The organism is Litoribaculum gwangyangense (genome assembly GCF_039543505.1).
Taxonomy (GTDB): domain Bacteria; phylum Bacteroidota; class Bacteroidia; order Flavobacteriales; family Flavobacteriaceae; genus Litoribaculum; species Litoribaculum gwangyangense.
This window is the reverse complement of record NZ_BAABJW010000002.1, coordinates 681,753-702,650: the sequence shown is the minus strand read 5'-3', so window position 1 is coordinate 702,650 and position 20,898 is coordinate 681,753. Positions and strand designations below refer to the sequence as shown.

Below are 20,898 nucleotides of genomic sequence, written 5' to 3'. Positions count from 1 at the left end.
TAGATTAATATCATTTAATAAACCACTTCATTTTTTTTGTTGTTAAAGTTTATGAATTTTGTAGAACAATAAGGAAAACAAACATAAACAATATTTACAATGAAAAACACAATCAAAAATTTAATAATTATAGCGGTGGTATCCGTATTTACTGCTTCTTTTACAACGATTGATAAAGAAAAAAAGGAAGTGAAAACGGCTGAAAGTCAAGTAGTTTGGAAAGGCTATAAAGTAACAGGTTCACATGAAGGAACCATAGCTATCAAATCGGGTGCTTTCATATTTGAAGATGGTAAACTTACTGGTGGAGAGTTTGTTATAGATATGACAACAATCAATTCAACCGATTTACAAGGTGAGTATAAAGGAAAATTAGATGGTCACTTAAAATCAGATGATTTTTTCGGTGTTGAAAACCACCCAACGGCATCCTTAGTTTTTACAGAAGTTACAGCTTCCGGGAAAAATTCATATAATGTTACTGGAGATTTAACTATAAAAGGAAAAACCAACCCAGTAAGTTTTGCGGTTTCAATCTACGGAAATAAAGCAACTGCCACAATGAAAGTTGATAGAACCAAGTACGATGTTCGTTACGGCTCTACGAGCTTTTTTGACAACTTAAAAGACAAAGCCATCTACGATGAGTTTGATTTGGTTGCTGATTTAGAATTCTAAAAAAATTGCACCGTTAAATGGCCTTTTTGAAAAAGGAAAAATAATTAATAGCTATGAAGGCACTCTAAACGGGTGCCTTTTTTAATTAATCTTGTTAAACGCATCATAAAGTTTGTTAGGTATTCATTTAGATGTTTATTTTTAGGATCGAAATAAATAAACGCCAAGCTATGCTTTTCAAAAAAATCCTTTTCATTTCAGTTCTTGCTATTTTTACAATGGGCGCTTCTGCCCAAGAGATGTCTTTTGAAGACTATAACCCTAAGTCCACTTTGGTAGTACCCGGAAAAGTAATCAATCGTGCTAAATTTCCTTTTATAGATGTCCATGGTCATCAATATAGAATGCCCAAACAAGATTTAACGCCTCTAATTACGGCTATGGATACCTTAAACGAGGCCATTATGGTTAATTTAAGTGGCCGTTCAGGAGAAGATTTGAAGCAATCGGTAAAAAATATAGCAGATCATTATCCCAATCGGTTTGTGGTATTTGCGAATGTGAATTTTGATGGAGCAGGAGCGGAGGGTTGGATTGAAAAGACCGTCAATCAATTAAGAGAAGACGTTAAAAATGGTGCTAGGGGTTTAAAAGTTTATAAAAGTTTGGGTATGTATAATAAGGATGTTAATGGCGATAGATTAGCCATTGATGATGACCGTTTAGGCCCTATTTGGGAAACATGCGGTGAGTTGAGGATTCCTGTTTTGATTCATGCCGCTGACCCCAAATCGTTTTGGGATGCATTTGATAGTGATAACGAACGTTGGTTGGAATTGAAAACGCACCCAAGACGAAAACGAGGCGCAGATAATCCAGCACCATGGGAACAAATTATAGCAGAACAACATAATATGTTTAAAAAGCATCCAAATACAACGTTTATCAATGCGCACATGGGTTGGTATGCTAATAATTTGGGAAAGTTAGGTGAGCTTCTGGACGAGATACCCAATATGAATGTTGGTATAGCAGCCATAATTGCTGAATTGGGAAGACAACCTCGCTTCGCTAAAGCCTTTTTTATTAAATATCAAGACCGTATTTTATTCGGTAAAGATAGTTGGGTGCCGGAAGAATTCCCAACCTACTTTAGAGTATTAGAAAGTGCGGATGAATATTTCCCGTACCACAAAAAATACCATGCCTTTTGGCCGATGTACGGAATGGATTTACCAGATGAGGTTTTAAAAAAGGTGTATTACAAAAATGCACTACGTATTGTACCCGGTTTGGATAAAAGTTTGTTTCCCAATTAAACTTTTTAAAATCAAGTAATTATCATCGATATCTAGTCTTATAGTTTCTTCATAAATAATTTAAAATCAGCCGTTTTTTAAACAAAATTGGTTTTACATTTGATTTAAATTAGTATATTAATAGTTATATGAAAAAGTTTGCCTTATACTGTATATTATTCCTAACCACTGCCTATGGCTTTTCTCAAAAAGTTAGTGACGAAACCATATCAGAATTAATTTCAAAATACAAAAAGGATGTTCGAGGCCCTTACAAGGATATCCGTTGGTTTTGTACGGATGGTAGTATTAGGCAGCCTAAAGATCCATGTCCTGAAGATATTGGTCCAGGTGTTCAACATGCGCGTTATAAAGATGAAGTTGTAAAATTAGCTGAAACCAATCAAATTTATTTAGGTCAAATCTTGGCCTACACTGATAAGAAAGATTTTTGGGATGCTGAAAACAATCATTCTCGATTAAAGCAATACCAATTAGATAAATATTTGCGAAGTATTGATAACGGATGGATTAATCAAAAAGGGCAATTTTACAGAGGCTCTATTCAGGCAGAAGATGAGCAAGCTTGGGGTATTGATTTTTATAAATGGTTATTGGCAGATGATGCCAATATTGAAAAAAACTTTTTTTTAATTCGTCAATCTTTAAAGGATATTCCTCACAGTGGCGATGATAACTTATCTCAAACTATCCGAAGTCAATCCAAAGTTATTTCAGATGAATTTTTGCCTTTTATGGATTTGAGGGTAAAAATTCATAGCTTACCCGAAATTAGTGATATTGATAAAGTTAAAGCGTTCAAGGAAAAGTATAATTCTAAGCTTTCAACTTCGCAAAAGGACCAAATAGATGTGCTGGTAAGTAATATGCAAAAGTTTTATAAACCTATTGATATTAAGTCTTTGGTTGCCAAAAATGCATTATTTAAAAACACACCCATTGGTGAAAAAATATTAAGTTATATTTCTAGCCATAATTCTGAAACAGCAGCCTCTTATTTAATTCCTGATACCTCGGAGTTATTGGTGGATATTAGAGAATCTCTTCCCGATGTTAAAAATCCAATGGCACGATTGCAGCTTTTAGATTTGTCCTTAAAGTTGGAAGACCTAATTTTTAAAACGGCACCACAATGGGAACCTGAAAATCTGCAACAAACGTTAGAAAAAATATGCTATTTAGGAATGGCAACCACTGGTTCTGGTTATATAGAATTGTCAGAATGGGATAAAATAAACCTGAAAGCGCCTATTGAAAATAGCGGTGACCTGACTCTAAATGAACTAACCAATACCCTTGAAAATGCCAGAAGTTTGGTGGAATGGAGTGCGTCTATGGTGAAAGCCAATTTTCAACACATCGTGGATGTTTATTCGGGTTTCGAACCAAAAACCTATGGATTTATAGACGATAAAATAAGAGGATCTATTGCCTTGCAATTGGGAGAGAGCGTGGGTAGATTGGGTGATTTTATCGCTAAAGAATCGGCGTTAACCAATAAGGTCATGGATATTCCCAACCAAAGTTCATTTAGAGGTTTGAATCCTGGATATGCGTTTGGTGAGTTGGTTGTAGTGGATGGAAACCCTGATAATATAGAAGTTAATTCAAATCATATTTATATTTTCCAACGACCTCCATCCGATTTGAAACCTGTTGCAGGTATAGCCACCGTATCTGAAGGCAATATGGTATCGCATGTACAATTATTGGCAAGAAATTTAGGCATTCCAAATGCGGCATTATCCGATGAGAATTTAAAAAGTCTCAAAAAGTACGATGGTACAAAAGTATTTTATGCGGTTTCAAATAAAGGAAATATCATTTTAAAACCTGAAAATGAAATGACCGAGACCGAGCAGTTGCTTTTTGTAAAAAAAGAACGCAACGAAGAAAGAATTGAAGTGCCTGTTGAGAATATCCTTTTGAATGAAACCAATATTTTGAACTTACGAAACGTAGATGCCAGTGATTCTGGAAAACTCTGTGGGCCCAAAGCTGCTAATTTAGGGCAGCTTAAAAAGATGTTTCCTGAACAAGTAGTAGAAGGTTTGGTCATTCCGTTTGGAATTTTTAGAGAACATATGAATCAAGAAATGCCAAATTTAGGGATCTCTTATTGGACATTTTTAAACCTGATGTTCGCTAAAGCTGAAAGACTACAAAACGAAGGTGTTGCTGAATCAGATATTGAAAATTACCAATTAGAGCAATTGGCAATACTGCGAGATGCCATAAAGAGTATGACCCTAAGTCCTGAATTTGTCTCTCAGTTGGAAAATCAATTTAAAACGATTTTAGGTAAAGATTTAGGTGAAATTCCTGTGTTTTTAAGGAGTGACACCAATATGGAAGATCTTAAAGATTTTACTGGGGCAGGTTTAAATTTAACCTTATTTAATGTTATTAATAAAGAAAAAATACTACAAGGTATTAAAGATGTTTGGGCATCTCCATACACAGAACGCAGTTTTAAATGGCGCCAAAAATATTTATTAAATCCTGAAAATGTATTTCCTTCTATTTTGGTAATTCCTAGTGTGGATGTTGATTACTCGGGTGTTTTAATCACGAAAGGAATTAGTAACGGTGATGAAAACGATTTAACAGTGGCGTTTAGTAGAGGCGCTGGAGGTGCAGTTGACGGACAATCTGCCGAAACTTATTTAATTTACATCGAAGGAGGGACCCGTTTTTTAGCGCCCGCAAGAGAGCCTTACTATAATAGTTTACCTGTAACAGGTGGTACGCTTAAAAAATTAGCAACGTTTGAAAAGCCTATTTTAAATCAACTGAATATTAACCAAATAAGGAATTTAGCCAATACCATTCGTAAAACGCTTCCAAAAGAAACCAACTCTGATTATAAAGGGGCTTTCGATGTGGAACTTGGGTTTAAAGACGATAAACTTTGGCTATTCCAAATACGTCCGTTTGTTGAAAATAAAAAAGCATTGAGTTCGGGGTACTTGGAGTCTATAACACCAGTTATTGATAAAAACAAAAGCATTCCACTTTCAAAAAAAATATAAAAAGATGAAAAAGTATATTTTAATTTTTGGTTTAATAGTTATTTGTTCGGCATTTACAACCTATACTTTTTATCCTATTGATGGATACGAGCATACAGGTATCAAACGATTAAAACGTTTAGAACTGATAAAAAGTGGTGAAATTAAGGATGCTTCTACACTTCCCGCTGGGGCCTATAAATCCTATATGGATATCAAATTGAATTTATTGCCAAAAGGAAATGATAGCGTACAGTGTTATTTAAAAGTGGATGACGCCTTTCAAAAACAAATTAGTAGTTTATTCCGTGGATTGGATAAGAGTTACTCCTTGGCGGTATTGGATATTTCAGATATTGACCATGTCCGTTATGCCCAAAGGAATGAGACTTTCGGATATCAACCCGGTAGTGTTGGTAAATTAGCAGTTTTAGTGGGCTTATTTACGCAATTAGCAAAAATATATCCAGACGATTTTGAAAAGCGTTTGGAATTATTGAGAAACAAACATGTTAAAGCTGGTGTTTGGGGATTGACAGATGAGCACACTATTCCGATTTACAATATCGAAACCAAAAAACTGGTAAAACGCCAAGTTGTTGCCAGCGATGTTTTTTCGCTTTTTGAGTGGGCAGACCATATGCTATCGGTTAGCAATAACGGTGCAGCAAGTATTGTTTGGCGTGAAGCATTGCTTATGCAAGCTTTTGGAGAAAAGTATCCCGATTTAACTGAGGAAGAAGCTTTGGAATATTTTAAAAACACCCCCAGGAAGGAGTTAACCGATATAGGTAACGATGTGGTGAATTTACCGTTACGTGATTTGGGAATTACCAGTGATGAATGGCGTTTAGGAAGTTTTTTCACCAGAGGCGCGAACACTTATGTGGGCGATAAAGGAGGAAGTATTGGAACCCCAATTGGCTTGATGAAATTTTTAGTGCAACTTGAACAAGGTAATGTGGTAGATATTGAATCTAGTCTAGAAATGAAACGACTAATGTATATGACTGATAGACGTATTCGCTATGCCCAATCGCCAGCTTTAAAAGAAGCTGCTGTGTATTTTAAATCTGGAAGTCTTTACAAATGCGATAGAAGTAATGGTGAAACTTGTGGAAAATACATGGGGAATGTGCAAAACTTTATGAACTCGGTAGCGATTATAGAACACCCAGATAATTGTACCTATATGGTTGTTTTAATGACTAATGTTTTAAGAAAGAATTCTGCAACAGACCATATGATGCTCGCTGCAAGTATTGATAAGATTATTAAGAAATAACTGATAAAATTTCTTGCGCCCGTTGCTTTATTTTTTCATTACGCTCTGTCTGAATAATCATTTCTAAAAGGGCAGAAAATTTAGTAGGGTTTGATTGCTCGATTAAATACAAAACAGCCATTTTAAGTTTAGAATCTTTTCGTTTGAACAACGAATGGTAACATTCTACTTCACTTAAAATTTTAATATTTAAATTTTTTATTTTTTCTTCAGAATTGGTTTCATACAAAATTGATTCAGTTACAGGAATCAACTCCTTTTTAAGTTGTTTATCAAGAATGTTATCTAAAAACTCAATAGCGTGAATGCGCTGTTCTTCTTTACCGTTTAAAATGGTATTAATAATCGGGTCTAAATCATTAGGCGGATATTTGATACCTAAAAACCTAAACATAGGCTGTAATTGTCTATCTAAACGCTGCTCTAACAAGTTAACCAATGCATTTCTGGCTTCGTTTTCTTTTATGCTCTCCAGTTCATCAGTTTTCTTTTTGTATTGTAATACAATTTGGGAGTGAATTACAGATAGCGTATTTTGGTATAAATAACATTCATCTAAAATATTATCAACAATAAAACGGTCTTTAATAATTAAATTTGGATGTTTCCATTTCAAACGTTTTAAGGCTTCAATGGCTTCAATTTTTACAATATGTTCGGTGTCTTCGGTAAGTTTAATCAATCTATTAATCGCCTTTTGAGAAGCAAATTTTTCAATAACGAGCATTACAAAAGGAGAGTCTTCTAAATCAATTAATTCGTTTTTAATGACTTCAAACAATACATCAATTACGGAATCGCCATAGGCATAAAGTGCATCAATGGCGGTTTTTCTATTTTCCTTATTAGATAAATGCGAAATAATCTCAGGAATGAACTGTTCGTGAAGAGTTTGGGAAGCACTTTTAAGAGCCGTATTGACAATATCAGTTTCGTTTGATTTTAGTTGTTGAGTTATAAATGGATAGAATTTTTTGAGTCGAATATTCCCAATGGCTTCTAGTATGGCTTGCGTTTTATGAGTTTTATCTAAATCATTCTGCAACGTATTAAGTTCACTCAAAGCATTACTTATTTTGTTTTCTATATTGAAGCGTTGTTGAAGGGCTTGGTTGTTTCTTAACTCTAACGACAACCCTATTAAAGCCGCGTTTTTAATAGTCTTGTCATCATTGTTTAGATAGAAATTAAAGAAAGCCACCGTATCTTCTTTTTTGTTTTTTAGCAAGTACCTAAAAGCTGCGGTTGTTACTTCTTGATTTTCATCATGAATTAAAGGCTCAATATGGCTTACCAACTTCTCAGTTTTTAAAAAGTATAGATTTTCGATAGCGAGTGTTTTTATTTCTGCTGAAGGATGATTTAAAAGGTTCTTAATAGCGAAAAAAAAGCGTTCGTCTTTTACTTCAAGCGTTTTTTGAAGCATATGTATAATTTGGTTTTCCGTGCCAGAATTAAGTACCCTAATTACCGTATCAACAATGGAGGTTATTTTGATAGTTTCTTTGGCGTTTTTCTCCTTCTTAACCACCGTTTCATCTTCTAAAAAGGCTTTGAATGCTACAATATACTCAAGCCTTAAATGGTAAATGAAGTAGAGCCATATACTAATTAAACCAATAATAATTAAGCTAATATAGGTAGACGAAATATTTAAACCGTTTATAAAAAAGATTAAGATAAAACCAGCCAAACCTGTAGCTATACTATCAATAACCACATCTGTAAAGGTTTTGGTTTTCTTTTTTATTTCAATCGGAATAGGAATGGAAAGTAATTCAGTAGCCGCTTTATTTACAGATTGTTTTAAGCTACCATCTACTATTTTAATGAATACAATAACCCATAGTTGTGGTAAAATCAATAATAAAAAGGATCCAACCAAAATACCAGAAGGAAGCCATAATAATGATTTACCTACCCCAAAAGTTCCAACAATGCGTTTGGTCAAGAATAGCTGGATTATTAATGAAACAACGCTTAGCGTAGAAAACCAAAAACCAAAAAAGGATGTTAATTCATCTTGATCATCAATAAGTTTAGATGCATAATCGCTGTACTGATAATCAACTAATTTTGCTACCAAAACACTGATACCAATTACGGTTGCTATTAAACTCAGCAATTTTGATTGTTTAATTAATTTAATTGGAGATTCCCCTTTGGGATTAGTCCTCAGGGATATTTGAAAAGGATTCAATTTTTCGACTTCGTGTTTCCATAAATATCGAGTTATGGGTATACAAATACACAATAACAACGCGGCCACAAATAATAAATATTCGGTATAAAAAAATTGTGTTAGCAAGGATGTTAAATATCCACCAAAAATACCACCAGCTATGGCACCTGCACCAATAAACCCAAAAACACGCTTAGCTTCCCGAACGTTGTAAACCAAATTAGCCAATATCCAAAACTGCGAAGCTGTTAAAAGCCCAAAAATGGCTACCCAAACATAGGGTATAAATAGTAGCATACCGTTAGCGACATTGAAAATGAAAGTCAATGAAAAAATGACTAATGATATTACCGATCCTATAATAGTTCGATCAATAATGATATTTAATGGATATTTTTCAAGGGCTTTATCATAAAAATGATAGCCAATTATGGCCATGATAGCTGTTAAAACGTACCCCAAAGGCAAAGCATCAGAGGTGAGTTCAGATAGAAATAATGAATTAATAGTAGGCTTTATTATTAGTAAAGCCGTTATGATAATAAAAATGTTTAATTGAAGTAAAAGTGTTTTGGAAAGTTCGTCTTCCTTTAAATCAAAAACTTTAAGAATGTATAATTTGAGTGTTTTATTAATTGACATTTAATTGTTCAATTTTTATTTGTGTAATGGTTACAACAACTAAACAAAACTAATGCTTTTAGTGTTGATTTGATTTAAAACACTTAAAATAACAAATTATAAGATAAAATATCATGGGGCTTTAGCCTTAGTTAAAAGCTATGCTATTTTGATTACTTTTTTTTTTGAGTACAGATTCAATGGGTTTTACTAAGTCTCTAATAATTTGTTCACCATGTGAGTCATCAATTAAAGCGACTAAAATATAGCGTCTATTTTCATTCCCCCAAACTAAAATAGAATCAGAATGATAGGTTTGCCACGAACCTGATTTTCTAAAAAGCATTGCAGCTGGTGCAATTTTTTCAATAGTACTTACAAATTTGTGGTGCAAATCTGGATTTCCCATAATGTCTAACATTTGTTTTGAACGTTTTTCATTTACAAGTTTCCCGTGAGCCAACAAGTAATAATATCTACAAACCTGATTTACAGTAGCTGCATGACTTAAGTTTTTGAGAGGTTCTCTGTTGGTTGCTCCACCAGAGGCATAGCGCTTACCAACCCAAAGCCCACCACCATCGTGTTCGTCATAAAACTTGTATTTGGGATCCGTCATTACAGATTCAATTTTTTTATAACCTAAACGGTCTATCATCCTTGTGGATGCCTGATTATCGGATTTACTAATCATCAATCTCATATCACTTTTAACATCTGGGGTTTCTTTTAACTCACCTTTTTCAATGGCGTCCATAGCAGATAAAAGAATAGCGATTTTTGGCAAACTTGCTGCATACATCATGTGGTTACCATTAACGCTAGCATATTTCACTTCAGATGGATTGCTTAAATCCACAATACCAACAGACATCTTTTTTTGAGAAATTAAACGCCTCCATTCAGGTTTTGAATTTAATTCTTGTTCTAAGTTATCTTGTAAGATGGTATTTCTTAAGGATCTTAGAGGTTGAATTTTTGAATCCTCAACTTGAATAGGCAGACCTCTCTGACTTTGCACCGAAAGATTGAACCCGAAGAATAAACATAAACAAAAAACTATTTTTTTCATTTTAAATTACAAGATGTTTTAATGTAGGCAAAAGTATTTAATTATTAATCTACTAAAATGTTAATATTTATTTTTTCTAAATTAGAAGATAATCAATAAGTACGTAGCTTTTTAAAGTTTAGCCTTTTTAAAGTGTTAAATTTTTAAAATATTATTTGCTACAGGGGAATATTACCATGCTTTCGTTTTGGAATATCTACTTTTTTATCTTCAAGCATAGAAAACGCTTTAATTAACTTTCTTCTTGTGTTTTTTGGTAAAATAACTTCATCAATAAAACCGCGTCTTGCTGCTCTGTATGGGTGGGCAAATTTATCGGCATATTCTGCCTCTTTTTCTTTCCATTTTTGTTCGGGGTCTTCAGAATCTTGTATCTCTTTTTTAAAGATAATTTCAGCCGCACCTTTGGCGCCCATTACAGCTATTTCAGCTCCGGGCCATGCGAAATTCATATCCGCTCCAATGTGTTTAGAGTTCATAACGTCATACGCACCACCATAGGCTTTTCTTGTAATAACCGTCACTCTAGGAACAGTTGCCTCACTTAAAGCATACAAAAGTTTTGCCCCATGCACGATGATACCATTCCATTCTTGATCGGTCCCCGGTAGGAATCCAGGAACATCAACCAAAACCAACAATGGAATATTAAAACAATCGCAAAAACGGGTAAATCGGGCCGCTTTTTTAGAACTGTTAACATCCAAAACGCCTGCCAAAAACATAGGTTGGTTGGCAATAATACCGATACTTCGTCCTCCTAAACGCGCAAAACCTACAATGATATTTTCAGCATAATCCTTGTGGATTTCAAAAAAGGAATCTGTATCAATAATTCCAGAAATTACTTGATGCATATCATATGGTTTGTTGGGATTATCGGGAACTATATCTGACAAAACTTCACGTATTTCGTCATTTAATGTATAATCCAATAACTTTGGCGTCTCGGTATTGTTTTGTGGTAAGTAACTGATTATTTTTTTTACGTCTTCCAAACATTCTACATCATTTGCCGATGTTTTATGGGCGACACCTGATTTGGAGGCATGGGTTTGTGCTCCACCTAAATCTTCACTAGAGACTTCTTCATTGGTAACGGTTCTCACCACATTTGGTCCAGTAACAAACATATAACTGGTGTTTTCAACCATAAAAGTAAAATCAGTCATGGCTGGAGAATATACCGCTCCACCAGCACAGGGTCCCATAATCGCTGATATTTGAGGAATCACCCCGGAAGCTTGCACATTTCTGAAAAAGATATCGGCATATCCACCAAGCGAACGAACCCCTTCTTGAATGCGAGCCCCACCAGAATCATTTAACCCAATAATAGGCGCACCTACTTTCACAGCCAAATCCATAATTTTACAAATTTTTTCAGCATGGGTTTCAGATAAAGCACCTCCAAAAACCGTAAAATCTTGGGCATAAACATAAACCAATTTGCCATGTACTGTGCCGTAACCAGTAATGACCCCATCACCATAATAAATCTCATTTTCCATACCAAAATCGGTCGTTCTGTGGGTCACTAATGCACCAATTTCTTCAAAAGAGCCTTCATCCATAAGATAGCTTACACGTTCCCTGGCGGTTAGCTTCTTTTTAGCATGTTGCTTATCAATACGTTTTTGTCCACCACCTAAATGTGTTTTGGCATTAAGTTCGTTAAGTTTGCTTATTTTATCTTTTTTTGAATTCATGTTTTTATAGTGAATTAGGATTCCTTCATTTACTTCGATAAAATCGGTTTTATGATTCGGAAAGATTACTAGTTAGGTAACCGTAACAACTTTTTATCTGCTAAATATTGCTTTACAGCTATTAGAGCAGCAATTCTTGCTTCATTTTCTGTTTCTGATCTCAACGCTTCAGGTGAATAATATTTTTTTACGAAATGCGTATCAAAATTACCCGACCTAAAAGCCTCATGTTCGCAAACATATTTCCCAAAAGGTAAGGTAGTTTCAACACCTTCTACATGATAATCTTCAATAGCTTTTATCATTAACTGAATGGCTTCTTCACGGGTTTTTCCATATGTAATTAATTTTGACAGCATGGGGTCGTAATATATAGGAATATCCATACCCTCTTCAAAACCATTATCTACACGAATACCTTTTCCAATAGGAAGTTTATAAACATCCAAATGTCCTACACTTGGTAGAAAATCATTCAAAGGGTCTTCGGCATATACACGCAATTCCAGTGCATGTCCATTAATTTTTAAATCCTCTTGTTTGATGTTGAGTTTTTCACCACGTGCTACTTTAATTTGCAACTCGACCAAATCGACTCCAGAAATTAATTCTGAAACAGGATGCTCCACTTGCAGTCGGGTATTCATTTCAAGGAAATAAAAATTGTGGTCGGCATCTAGTAAAAATTCAACCGTTCCAGCCCCTAAGTAATCACAAGATTTGGCTACTTTTATAGCAGCTTCACCCATTTTAGCCCTTAATTCTGGGGTTAATACTGAAGACGGGGCTTCTTCGACTACTTTTTGATGTCGGCGCTGAATACTACATTCCCGCTCAAAAAAATGCAAAACATTACCATGGCTATCTGCCATGACCTGAATTTCAATATGGCGCGGTGAGGTTACGTATTTTTCTATAAATACGGAACCATCCCCAAAAGCGGAGGTTGCTTCACTAATAGCACGATTCATTTGCGATTCCAAATCACTTTCTTTTTCAACAATGCGCATTCCTTTTCCACCGCCTCCTGCAGACGCTTTGATAAGAATAGGAAATCCAATTTTTTTAGCAATGGTTTTCGCTTTGGCAACATCTGTTATAGCTTCATCAATACCAGGAACCATGGGGGTATGGTATGTTTTCACGGCTTCTTTTGCTGCCAATTTACTCCCCATAATTTTTATAGCTTTGGATTTAGGACCAATAAAAATGATGTTTTGTTCTTCACACAATTCCGCGAAAGACGCATTTTCACTTAAAAAACCATAACCTGGGTGTATAGCATCTACATTCAGTTTTTTTGCTACTTCAATGATTTTATCGGCTTTTAAATAGGATTTATTGGATGGTGGTTCACCAATGCATACCGCTTCGTCAGCAAATTTAACATGTGGTGCATTTCTATCGGCAGTTGAAAACACAGCCACGGTTTTAATACCCATTTTTTGAGCCGTTTTCATTATTCTAATAGCTATTTCGCCACGATTGGCAACTAGTATTTTTTTCATAACATTAAAACGTGATTAATAACTGATTTTTATCTACGGCATCTCCTTTAACTACCGAAATTGATTTTATAATTCCAACTCTTGGTGAGGTAATTATATTTTCCATCTTCATAGCCTCCAAAATTATAAGGGGGTCATTTTCTTTTACTTCTTGTCCAACTTTTACATTAATTTCTAAAATTAAACCAGGCATAGGAGCTTTAATTGTATCAATATGTTTTGTACTACCAATGCCAAACCCCATGTCTTTTATCAATAAGTCTAAATCATTATAAATGTTTATGTTATAGTTATTATTGTTAACTTTTACTTCATATGATTTATTATTGAAATTAGATTTGGTTATTTCTGTTTTATAGGGTTTGTTTTCCTCGAGAACATGAAATGTTGAATCAGAAGTTTGTAAGATATCTAAATTAAAAACATCATTTTCAAGTATATCAAATTCTAACGTGTTATTTACCTTGGTTTTAAAAATTTTACTCATTGCAATTATGGATTATTGGATAGTAAATATAAGAATTATTATGAGCGAAACTTGCTTAAAAATTAAGCTGAATAATTACATTGGAAGATATCTCTAAATTAATTTATTAATCATAGATTGAAATGAAGCAACTTAAAAATGAACAGTACTTATTTGGATATTCTTTTTATCGAGTCTAGAACTATTGAATAATATGATTTATTTGATGGCACAAAGTGATTGCCATTATGACCAATAGTCTGTATTAATTTTTGGAATTCTTTAAAAGACACCAATTTCAAGGCTTCAACTTCTTCTTCTTGAGGTGTTAATTCTGAAATAGGAACTTTGAGTAAGGCTATATAAGTGTTATGGAATTCGTAATCTTTTAGTCCGGTTTCATACGATTGAAAACATTCGAAAACTCCTATTTTATTTAAATCTTCTTCCAAAATCCTTAAACCTATTTCCTCCAAAGTTTCTCTTATAACTGCTGCTTCTGGGGTTTCTCCAGCATCAATATGACCTGCAACCGATACATCCCACATCAAAGGGCAGATGTTTTTTTTGGCTGAACGTTGCGATAATAAAATCTCATCATTTTTAGAGTAAAACCAAACATGCGCCGTATGGTGGTAATACCCATTTTTATGAACCTCACTTTTAGGTTTTGAAAAACCTAAACTTTTGCCTGATTTATCAACAATGTCTATATATTCTTCCATAATAAAAAAGCCTCGATTAAGAGGCTTGAGTTTTATTTAAAATAACTAAACGTTTCACCGTACTTGATATTTAATAATGTTTCGTAAATCAGTTTTATCACATTTTCAACATCGCTTTTGTGCACCATTTCTACAGTAGTATGCATATAACGAAGTGGAAGTGAAATTAATGCTGATGCAACGCCCCCATTACTATATGCGAAAGCATCCGTATCGGTTCCTGTGGCTCTGGATAGAGCAGATCTCTGAAATGGAATTTTTTTGGCTTCTGCGGTATCCGTAATCAAATCACGAAGCTTTTGTTGTACTGCTGGAGCATAAGCTATTACTGGTCCTAAACCAATTTCTAAATGTCCTTCTTTTTTTCTGTCTATCATGGGTGTTGTGGTGTCGTGTGTTACATCTGTAACGATGGCCACATTGGGTTTTATGGTTTGTGTAATCATTTCAGCACCACGTAAACCAATTTCCTCCTGGACAGAATTGGTAATATACAAACCAAAAGGTAATGTCTTTTTGTTTTCTTTCAATAAACGTGCTACTTCGGCAATCATAAATCCTCCCATTCTGTTATCCAGTGCGCGACACACAAATTTATCACCGTTTAGAATATGGAATTCATCTGGGTATGTGATTACACATCCTACAAAAACCCCCATTTTTTCGACTTCTTTTTTATCTTTTGCACCAATATCTATGGTAATATTTTCTGGTTTTGGAGGTTCTTCCTTCGATTTATCTCGAGTGTGGATTGCTGGCCATCCAAAAACGCCTTTAACAATGCCCTTTTTTGTGTGAATATTTACAATTTTACTAGGTGCGATTTGGTGGTCGCTGCCACCATTTCGAATCACATAAATCAAGCCTTCATCTGATATATAATTAACATACCATGAAATTTCATCGGCATGTCCTTCAATAACTACCTTATATTTAGCTTTGGGGTTTATAACGCCTACAGCTGTTCCGTAGGTATCCGTTATAAATTCGTCAACATAAGGTTTTAGGTAATCCATCCACAGTTTTTGTCCTGTCCATTCATAGCCTGTTGGGGCTGCATTGTTTAAATATTTTTCTAAAAAGTCCATCGACTTTTTGTTAAGAATGCTTTTGTCTACCATTTGTAAAAGTTTTGCACTAAAATAATAATATTAATAAGAATTTAAGGTTAATGAATATGTAAATTAGTAATTTTGATGTGTTAAAAGCTCCAGTATTTTTTCGATGAACTTTTTAAAATATATTTTCTTACTATTCCCTTTTTTTTTAGATGCTCAAGTGAATAAGGTTGAACAAGATACTATAGCTGTGGAGTATTTAATTATTGAAGGTGATTCGGTTCCTCGCACTACCATAAATTTGGATGAGGTCATGCTTTTGCACAAGCTAAAGTTTGATAGTAGGGATGACAGGATTAGGTATTTAATTCTAAGAAGAAAAACGCTTAAAGTATATCCATACGCTAAATTGGCATCCCAACGATTGGATTCTATGAATGCGAGGATGGCCACTTTAAAAAGAAACCGCGATAAAAAAAAGTACACCAGAAGGGTGCAAAAATATATAGAAGGGGAGTTTTCGGATGAATTGAAGAAACTCACAAGAACCGAAGGACAGATTTTGGTTAAGTTGATTCATCGCCAAACGGGTACTACTGCATTTGACTTGATTAAAGAACTTCGAAGTGGATGGCGTGCTTTTTGGTACAATACCACAGCAAGTATGTTCGATATTTCTTTGAAACGGGAATTTGACCCATGGAATGACAAGGAAGATTATTTAATTGAAGATATTTTACAGAGAAACTTCCAAAGTGGGGTTTTGGAAAGGCAGGAATCAGCCTTAAAATTTGATTTTTTTGAACTAACTAATAAATGGTTGCATTCTGAAGAACCAAAGAAAGATTAATCCATGCGTAATCAAACTCCTTTTGAAGAAAAACTAAACGCCTTATCGCACGGCATAGGAGCTCTGTTTGGTATCGTTGCATTGGTACTCCTCATTATCCACAATGAAAACAAAACTGATTGGAGTTTATTTAGTGTGATTGTTTATGGTATTTCTATCATCATTTTATTTAGTGCCTCTACGTTATATCATGCTGTAGAAGGCGAGAGGCGAAAGCATTATTTTAGGATTGTAGATCATATTAGTATTTATTTATTAATAGCTGGTACTTATACCCCGGTATGTTTAATTGCGTTAGAGCAAAGTTTGGGTTGGCCACTCTTTTGGGCGGTATGGGCAATAGCTGCTTTTGGGGTGATTTTAAAACTGTTTTTTACAGGTAAGTTTGAAATATTTTCTACATTATTATATTTAATAATGGGTTGGCTCATTGTTTTCGATTTTTCATATTTATCGGGTGCTATGGGTAATTATGGTGTTTTGTTGCTGTTTTCAGGAGGTTTGGCATACACGGTAGGTATCATATTTTACGTCATTCAAAAAATACCTTTTAACCACGTTATTTGGCATTTGTTTGTTCTAGCTGGGGCCGTTTTTCACTTTTTTATGATTTTCTTTTACGTGATTTAATATGATTGACATAATCCCAGCGAAAAACCAAAAAGACTATTTAATGATAGAGCGATTGGCTGATATCATTTGGCGCGAACATTATATTTCCATCATCAGTTTAGAACAAATTGAATACATGCTCGAAAAGTATAATTCTGTGAAAGCTATTACCCAAAAGGCACACCAGGGCACCTTGTTTTATTACATGAACTATCAAAATACCCCTGCGGGTTACTTTGCGATAGAAATAAAACCCGATTATCTATATGTAAGTAAGCTCTATGTTTTAAGTGAATATAGAGGTAATAAAATTGCTAAAAAGACAATGCTGTTTGCTGAATCGATGGCCAAAGAACAAGGCAAAAAAAGCATTAAATTGCATGTAAATAAATACAATGCTAACTCGATTTCAGCCTACAAAAAAATGGGATTTGTTAATTCAGAATCGGTGGTTACAGATATTGGTTGTGGATTTATTATGGACGATTATTTGATGATTAAGCAGTTGGATTAATCCTCAATAACCTCTCTATATTCCTCAAAAAAAGCCTCAAACAAACTCATCTTCTCATTAAAAAATTCCATCACCTCTCGCCAAGTGTTCTTATCATGAATGGAGACTTTTTGTTCTAAAGGCACATAAATACGGGAGATTTCTTTATCGTTGTCCAAAATATATTCTTCCTCAAAAATGGCCTCAGGTAAATAATCATCCAATAAAATAGATTTTAGAGCTATTAATTTCCCCCAAAATTTTATACGATTTTCAAGATCATCTTCAATGTCTAATGCTACCAAAGCGATTTTGGTATCAAAATGAAATTTAAAACTAAAGCCTTTCAACTTGGTATTGTACAAAATCCATTTTCGAGTAAACGATTTTCCAAAACTCGTCCAAAATTCTTGTCGTAATATGCGTGATTCTTCTTTGCTAAACATAAACTACTTTAGAGAAAAGGCTACCATAAGAGGCGATATAAGTATTTAGTAACAATTCTAACTTATTTTTTGTTCTTTCTCATTTTAAATCATATAAGCTACCACCACCCCTAAAATTATGGTAATGAATTTGGATAAGTTAAACTTATGTCCTTCACCACTTTCGAATAATATAGTGGTTGAAATATGGAAAAAGATTCCAATAACGATGGCATTAATAATATTGATATAATTGGTGACCACTTCAGAATTATTGGAAATAAACGTCCCTAAAGGTGTCATACAGGCGAAAACTGTCAAAAACACCCCAATTTGCCATTTGCTAAAGCTAGATTGGAACAAAAATACACTTATTAAGGTTGCAATAGGAATTTTATGCACCAATACCCCGTAAACCATATCGTTGTGATCATGAATGGAAAACCCTTCCAGAAAGCTGTGGATGCATAAACTAATAAACAATAACCAAGGAAAAGCAGTTTCGTGTTTGTGGATATGGATATGTCCATGTTCGGCACCCTTGGAGAAAAGTTCCAAAACAATTTGTAACAAAATACCTACCATGATAAACAGTCCGGTAACTTTGGTTTCTAAATGCTCATAAACTTCAGGTAAAAGTTCAAAAAGTGTTAATGCCAATAAAAAAGCACCACTAAAGGAGAGTAGGAGCTTGGTGTTCCAAGATTTTTGTTTTTTTGTAAAAAACGCTAAAACAACCCCTAAAACAACTGCTAAAATTGGTAGTAAAAATTTATTCATTTTAAAAATTATCACACTATCGTGGGCTTGATTAAAAGCCAGTTGTTGAACCTATTTAAATATCATGATTAAACGTTCCGATGTTTTTGAATGAAACTTTCGTAGTTTATAATCGCCAAAAACATCTAATAAATAAACGCCAGCTTCTTCAAAAAGCGCTTCAAAATCACTCAACATAAACGCTCTTACACGTTCCTGAAAATGATAATCTTCACCATCAACGGTAAATTTAATATCTTTTATAATATACCCATCATCCACAAAGCGTTTTAAATAAAACTCAATATCATCTATCATTTTTACTTCCTCAGATACAATATTAGCAATTACTTGCTCACTATTCATGAAATCGATAACAGCTAAACCTTTTTCATTTAAATTGGTTTTAATGGATTTAATGGTATTTAAGTTATCCTCATCATGTTCAAAATATCCAAAACTGGTAAACAAATTAAATACCGCATCAAACTGTTTTGCGAACGGTTTACACATATCATGCACCACAAAATGCAATCGGTGGTTTTCAAACTGTTTTGCAAAGGCAATACTATTTTCACTCAAATCGGCCCCCGTAACGTCGTAACCAATTTTATTTAAATACCGTGCATGTCGGCCTTTACCACAAGCTAAATCCAAAATGGTTCCACCTTCGGGAATGTTTAAATAATCGGTAAGCGTATCCATAAAAGCTTGCGCTTCAGCAGTATTTCTATCCTTATATAAAATATGGTAAAATGGCGTATCGAACCAAGATGTAAACCATTTAGTAGTTTGTTTTGTCATAAATTATTCCGCAATTACAGGAAGCCTTTTCTTGTTTAATGTGGGTTACCCTGAAAAAGGGATCGGACTTTTTGTTATTTTTTTTCCTATTGAGAACACAAAAAAGAATACCACTGTAATCCTTAACCCTTAATGATCAATAATCTTTATGTTTGCCGTAAAATTACGTTATTTTTGTAAGGTATTTTATAACAACCATGGAAGAAAATTTTAATATGGTCGCCAAAACCCTTTTTGGCTTTGAAGATTTATTGGCAACAGAGCTAACCAATTTAGGCGCTCAGGATGTAAAAAAGGGCATTCGAAACGTTTCCTTTGTGGGTGATAAGGGATTTATGTACAAAGCTAATTTAGCCTTGCGTACCGCCATTAAAATTCTAAAACCCATTCATTCGTTTACTGTAAATAACGAAAAGGACCTCTACAATAAAATTTATGCTATGGATTGGAGCCAATATCTAAAATCCACAGGAACTTTATCAGTTGACGCTACGATTCACTCAGATTTGTTTTCACACTCCTTATTTATTGCCCAAAAAACTAAAGATGCCATCGTAGATAAGTTTCGTGATACCGAAGGACGACGCCCTAATGTAGATTTAAAATTCCCCGATATTAAAGTAAACGTGCATATAGATAGGCGACAATGTACCATTTCCCTTGATTCGTCTGGTGATTCTCTACACAAACGCGGGTATAAAACGGCCACCAACATAGCTCCCATAAATGAGGTATTGGCAGCAGGATTAATCATGCTTTCGGATTGGGATGGACAATGCGATTTTATGGATCCTATGTGTGGTTCTGGTACCATGCTTATTGAAGCAGCAATGATAGCCTGCAACATACCGCCAAACTTAATGCGTAAAGAATTTGCTTTTGAACGTTGGCAAGATTGGGATGTGGATCTGTTTGAAAAAATAGAGGAATCTTTGCTTAAAAAAACCCGCGATTTTCATTATAAAATTTTAGGCTATGATAAGGCACCTAGTGCAGTAGCCAAAGCGAAAGAAAATGTTAAAAACGCTCAATTGGATGATTTTATTACTGTAAAACATGAGGATTTTTTTAAAACCCAAAAAGGTGGCGATGCTAAATTACATATGGTATTTAATCCGCCCTATGGAGAGCGACTAAATTTAGATATGGAAATGTTTTACAAAAACATAGGTGATACCCTAAAACAAAACTACCCAGGTACCGATGCGTGGTTTATTACAAGTAATTTAGAGGCACTCAAACATGTAGGTTTACGACCCTCTCGAAAAATACCATTATATAATGCCAAATTAGAAGCTCGTTTGGTTAAATATGTGATGTACGAAGGGAGTAAAAAGGAAAAGTTTAATACATAATTCATCATCTTCTTGAGCAATGCTAG

18 protein-coding genes are annotated in these 20,898 nt (G+C 34.3%); 8 read left to right on the top strand and 10 right to left on the bottom strand.

Annotated elements, in window-relative coordinates:
- Window positions 1–99 precede the first annotated feature (99 nt).
- The 4 genes from ABD963_RS08700 to ABD963_RS08685 all read left to right on the top strand — a co-directional run bounded on the left by ABD963_RS08700 (window position 100) and on the right by ABD963_RS08685 (window position 6,233).
- On the top strand, window positions 100–678 hold the full coding sequence (locus ABD963_RS08700; protein WP_345276562.1) for a YceI family protein: 579 nt from the start codon (window positions 100–102) through the stop codon (window positions 676–678).
- A 170-nt stretch (window positions 679–848) separates the two neighbouring features.
- Window positions 849–1,937: an amidohydrolase family protein gene (locus ABD963_RS08695; protein ID WP_345276561.1), complete on the top strand. Its 1,089-nt coding sequence runs from the start codon at window positions 849–851 to the stop codon at window positions 1,935–1,937.
- 128 nt (window positions 1,938–2,065) lie between these two features.
- Window positions 2,066–4,969 carry a PEP/pyruvate-binding domain-containing protein gene (locus ABD963_RS08690; protein WP_345276560.1) on the top strand — a complete coding sequence of 968 codons (2,904 nt, stop codon included), beginning with the start codon at window positions 2,066–2,068 and terminating at the stop codon, window positions 4,967–4,969.
- Between the two features lie 4 nt (window positions 4,970–4,973).
- The gene (locus ABD963_RS08685; RefSeq protein ID WP_345276559.1) at window positions 4,974–6,233 is read left to right on the top strand and encodes a serine hydrolase; all 1,260 of its coding nucleotides are present in this window, start codon (window positions 4,974–4,976) and stop codon (window positions 6,231–6,233) included.
- Here the strand turns inward: ABD963_RS08685 and ABD963_RS08680 are convergent.
- From ABD963_RS08680 to ABD963_RS08650, 7 genes are all read right to left on the bottom strand, one after another.
- Entirely contained in the window at window positions 6,223–9,057 is a 2,835-nt protein-coding gene (locus ABD963_RS08680) for an Npt1/Npt2 family nucleotide transporter (RefSeq protein WP_345276558.1), read from the bottom strand. The genes ABD963_RS08685 and ABD963_RS08680 overlap by 11 nt on opposite strands.
- Window positions 9,058–9,184: 127 nt before the next feature.
- On the bottom strand, window positions 9,185–10,108 hold the full coding sequence (locus ABD963_RS08675) for a serine hydrolase (protein ID WP_345276557.1): 924 nt from the start codon (window positions 10,106–10,108) through the stop codon (window positions 9,185–9,187).
- Window positions 10,109–10,266: 158 nt separating this feature from the next.
- Window positions 10,267–11,817 carry an acyl-CoA carboxylase subunit beta gene (locus ABD963_RS08670; protein WP_345276556.1) on the bottom strand — a complete coding sequence of 517 codons (1,551 nt, stop codon included), beginning with the start codon at window positions 11,815–11,817 and terminating at the stop codon, window positions 10,267–10,269.
- A gap of 68 nt (window positions 11,818–11,885) precedes the next feature.
- Window positions 11,886–13,325 (bottom strand): acetyl-CoA carboxylase biotin carboxylase subunit, encoded by a 1,440-nt coding sequence (accC, locus tag ABD963_RS08665; RefSeq protein ID WP_345276555.1) that lies wholly within the window; start codon window positions 13,323–13,325, stop codon window positions 11,886–11,888.
- Between the two features lie 4 nt (window positions 13,326–13,329).
- Entirely contained in the window at window positions 13,330–13,812 is a 483-nt protein-coding gene (locus ABD963_RS08660; RefSeq protein ID WP_345276554.1) for an acyl-CoA carboxylase biotin carboxyl carrier protein subunit, read from the bottom strand.
- A gap of 149 nt (window positions 13,813–13,961) precedes the next feature.
- Complete coding sequence (locus ABD963_RS08655) at window positions 13,962–14,516, bottom strand: NUDIX hydrolase (protein ID WP_345276553.1); 555 nt, start codon at window positions 14,514–14,516, stop codon at window positions 13,962–13,964.
- A gap of 32 nt (window positions 14,517–14,548) precedes the next feature.
- A complete protein-coding gene (locus ABD963_RS08650) occupies window positions 14,549–15,637 on the bottom strand; it encodes a M42 family metallopeptidase (RefSeq protein ID WP_345276552.1) in 1,089 nt (362 codons plus the stop codon).
- Window positions 15,638–15,740: 103 nt separating this feature from the next.
- Here ABD963_RS08650 and ABD963_RS08645 point away from each other — a divergent pair, with 103 nt between their 5' ends.
- From ABD963_RS08645 to ABD963_RS08635, 3 genes are read left to right on the top strand one after another with little or no spacing between them, the layout of a single operon-like run.
- Window positions 15,741–16,424: a DUF4294 domain-containing protein gene (locus tag ABD963_RS08645; protein WP_345276551.1), complete on the top strand. Its 684-nt coding sequence runs from the start codon at window positions 15,741–15,743 to the stop codon at window positions 16,422–16,424.
- A 3-nt stretch (window positions 16,425–16,427) separates the two neighbouring features.
- Window positions 16,428–17,054, top strand: a complete 627-nt coding sequence (gene trhA, locus ABD963_RS08640; protein WP_345276550.1) for a PAQR family membrane homeostasis protein TrhA — start codon at window positions 16,428–16,430, stop codon at window positions 17,052–17,054.
- Window position 17,055: 1 nt separating this feature from the next.
- Window positions 17,056–17,550: a GNAT family N-acetyltransferase gene (locus tag ABD963_RS08635; protein ID WP_345276549.1), complete on the top strand. Its 495-nt coding sequence runs from the start codon at window positions 17,056–17,058 to the stop codon at window positions 17,548–17,550.
- Here the strand turns inward: ABD963_RS08635 and ABD963_RS08630 are convergent.
- From ABD963_RS08630 to ABD963_RS08620, 3 genes are all read right to left on the bottom strand, one after another.
- A complete protein-coding gene (locus ABD963_RS08630) occupies window positions 17,547–17,975 on the bottom strand; it encodes a DUF4268 domain-containing protein (RefSeq protein ID WP_345276548.1) in 429 nt (142 codons plus the stop codon). The genes ABD963_RS08635 and ABD963_RS08630 overlap by 4 nt on opposite strands.
- Before the next feature lie 84 nt (window positions 17,976–18,059).
- Entirely contained in the window at window positions 18,060–18,734 is a 675-nt protein-coding gene (locus ABD963_RS08625) for a ZIP family metal transporter (RefSeq protein WP_345276547.1), read from the bottom strand.
- Between the two features lie 51 nt (window positions 18,735–18,785).
- Window positions 18,786–19,517: a class I SAM-dependent methyltransferase gene (locus ABD963_RS08620; RefSeq protein ID WP_345276546.1), complete on the bottom strand. Its 732-nt coding sequence runs from the start codon at window positions 19,515–19,517 to the stop codon at window positions 18,786–18,788.
- Window positions 19,518–19,714: 197 nt separating this feature from the next.
- On the opposite strand from ABD963_RS08620, the gene ABD963_RS08615 reads away from it, so the two are divergent.
- Window positions 19,715–20,872 carry a THUMP domain-containing class I SAM-dependent RNA methyltransferase gene (locus ABD963_RS08615; RefSeq protein WP_345276545.1) on the top strand — a complete coding sequence of 386 codons (1,158 nt, stop codon included), beginning with the start codon at window positions 19,715–19,717 and terminating at the stop codon, window positions 20,870–20,872.
- Window positions 20,873–20,898 lie beyond the last annotated feature (26 nt).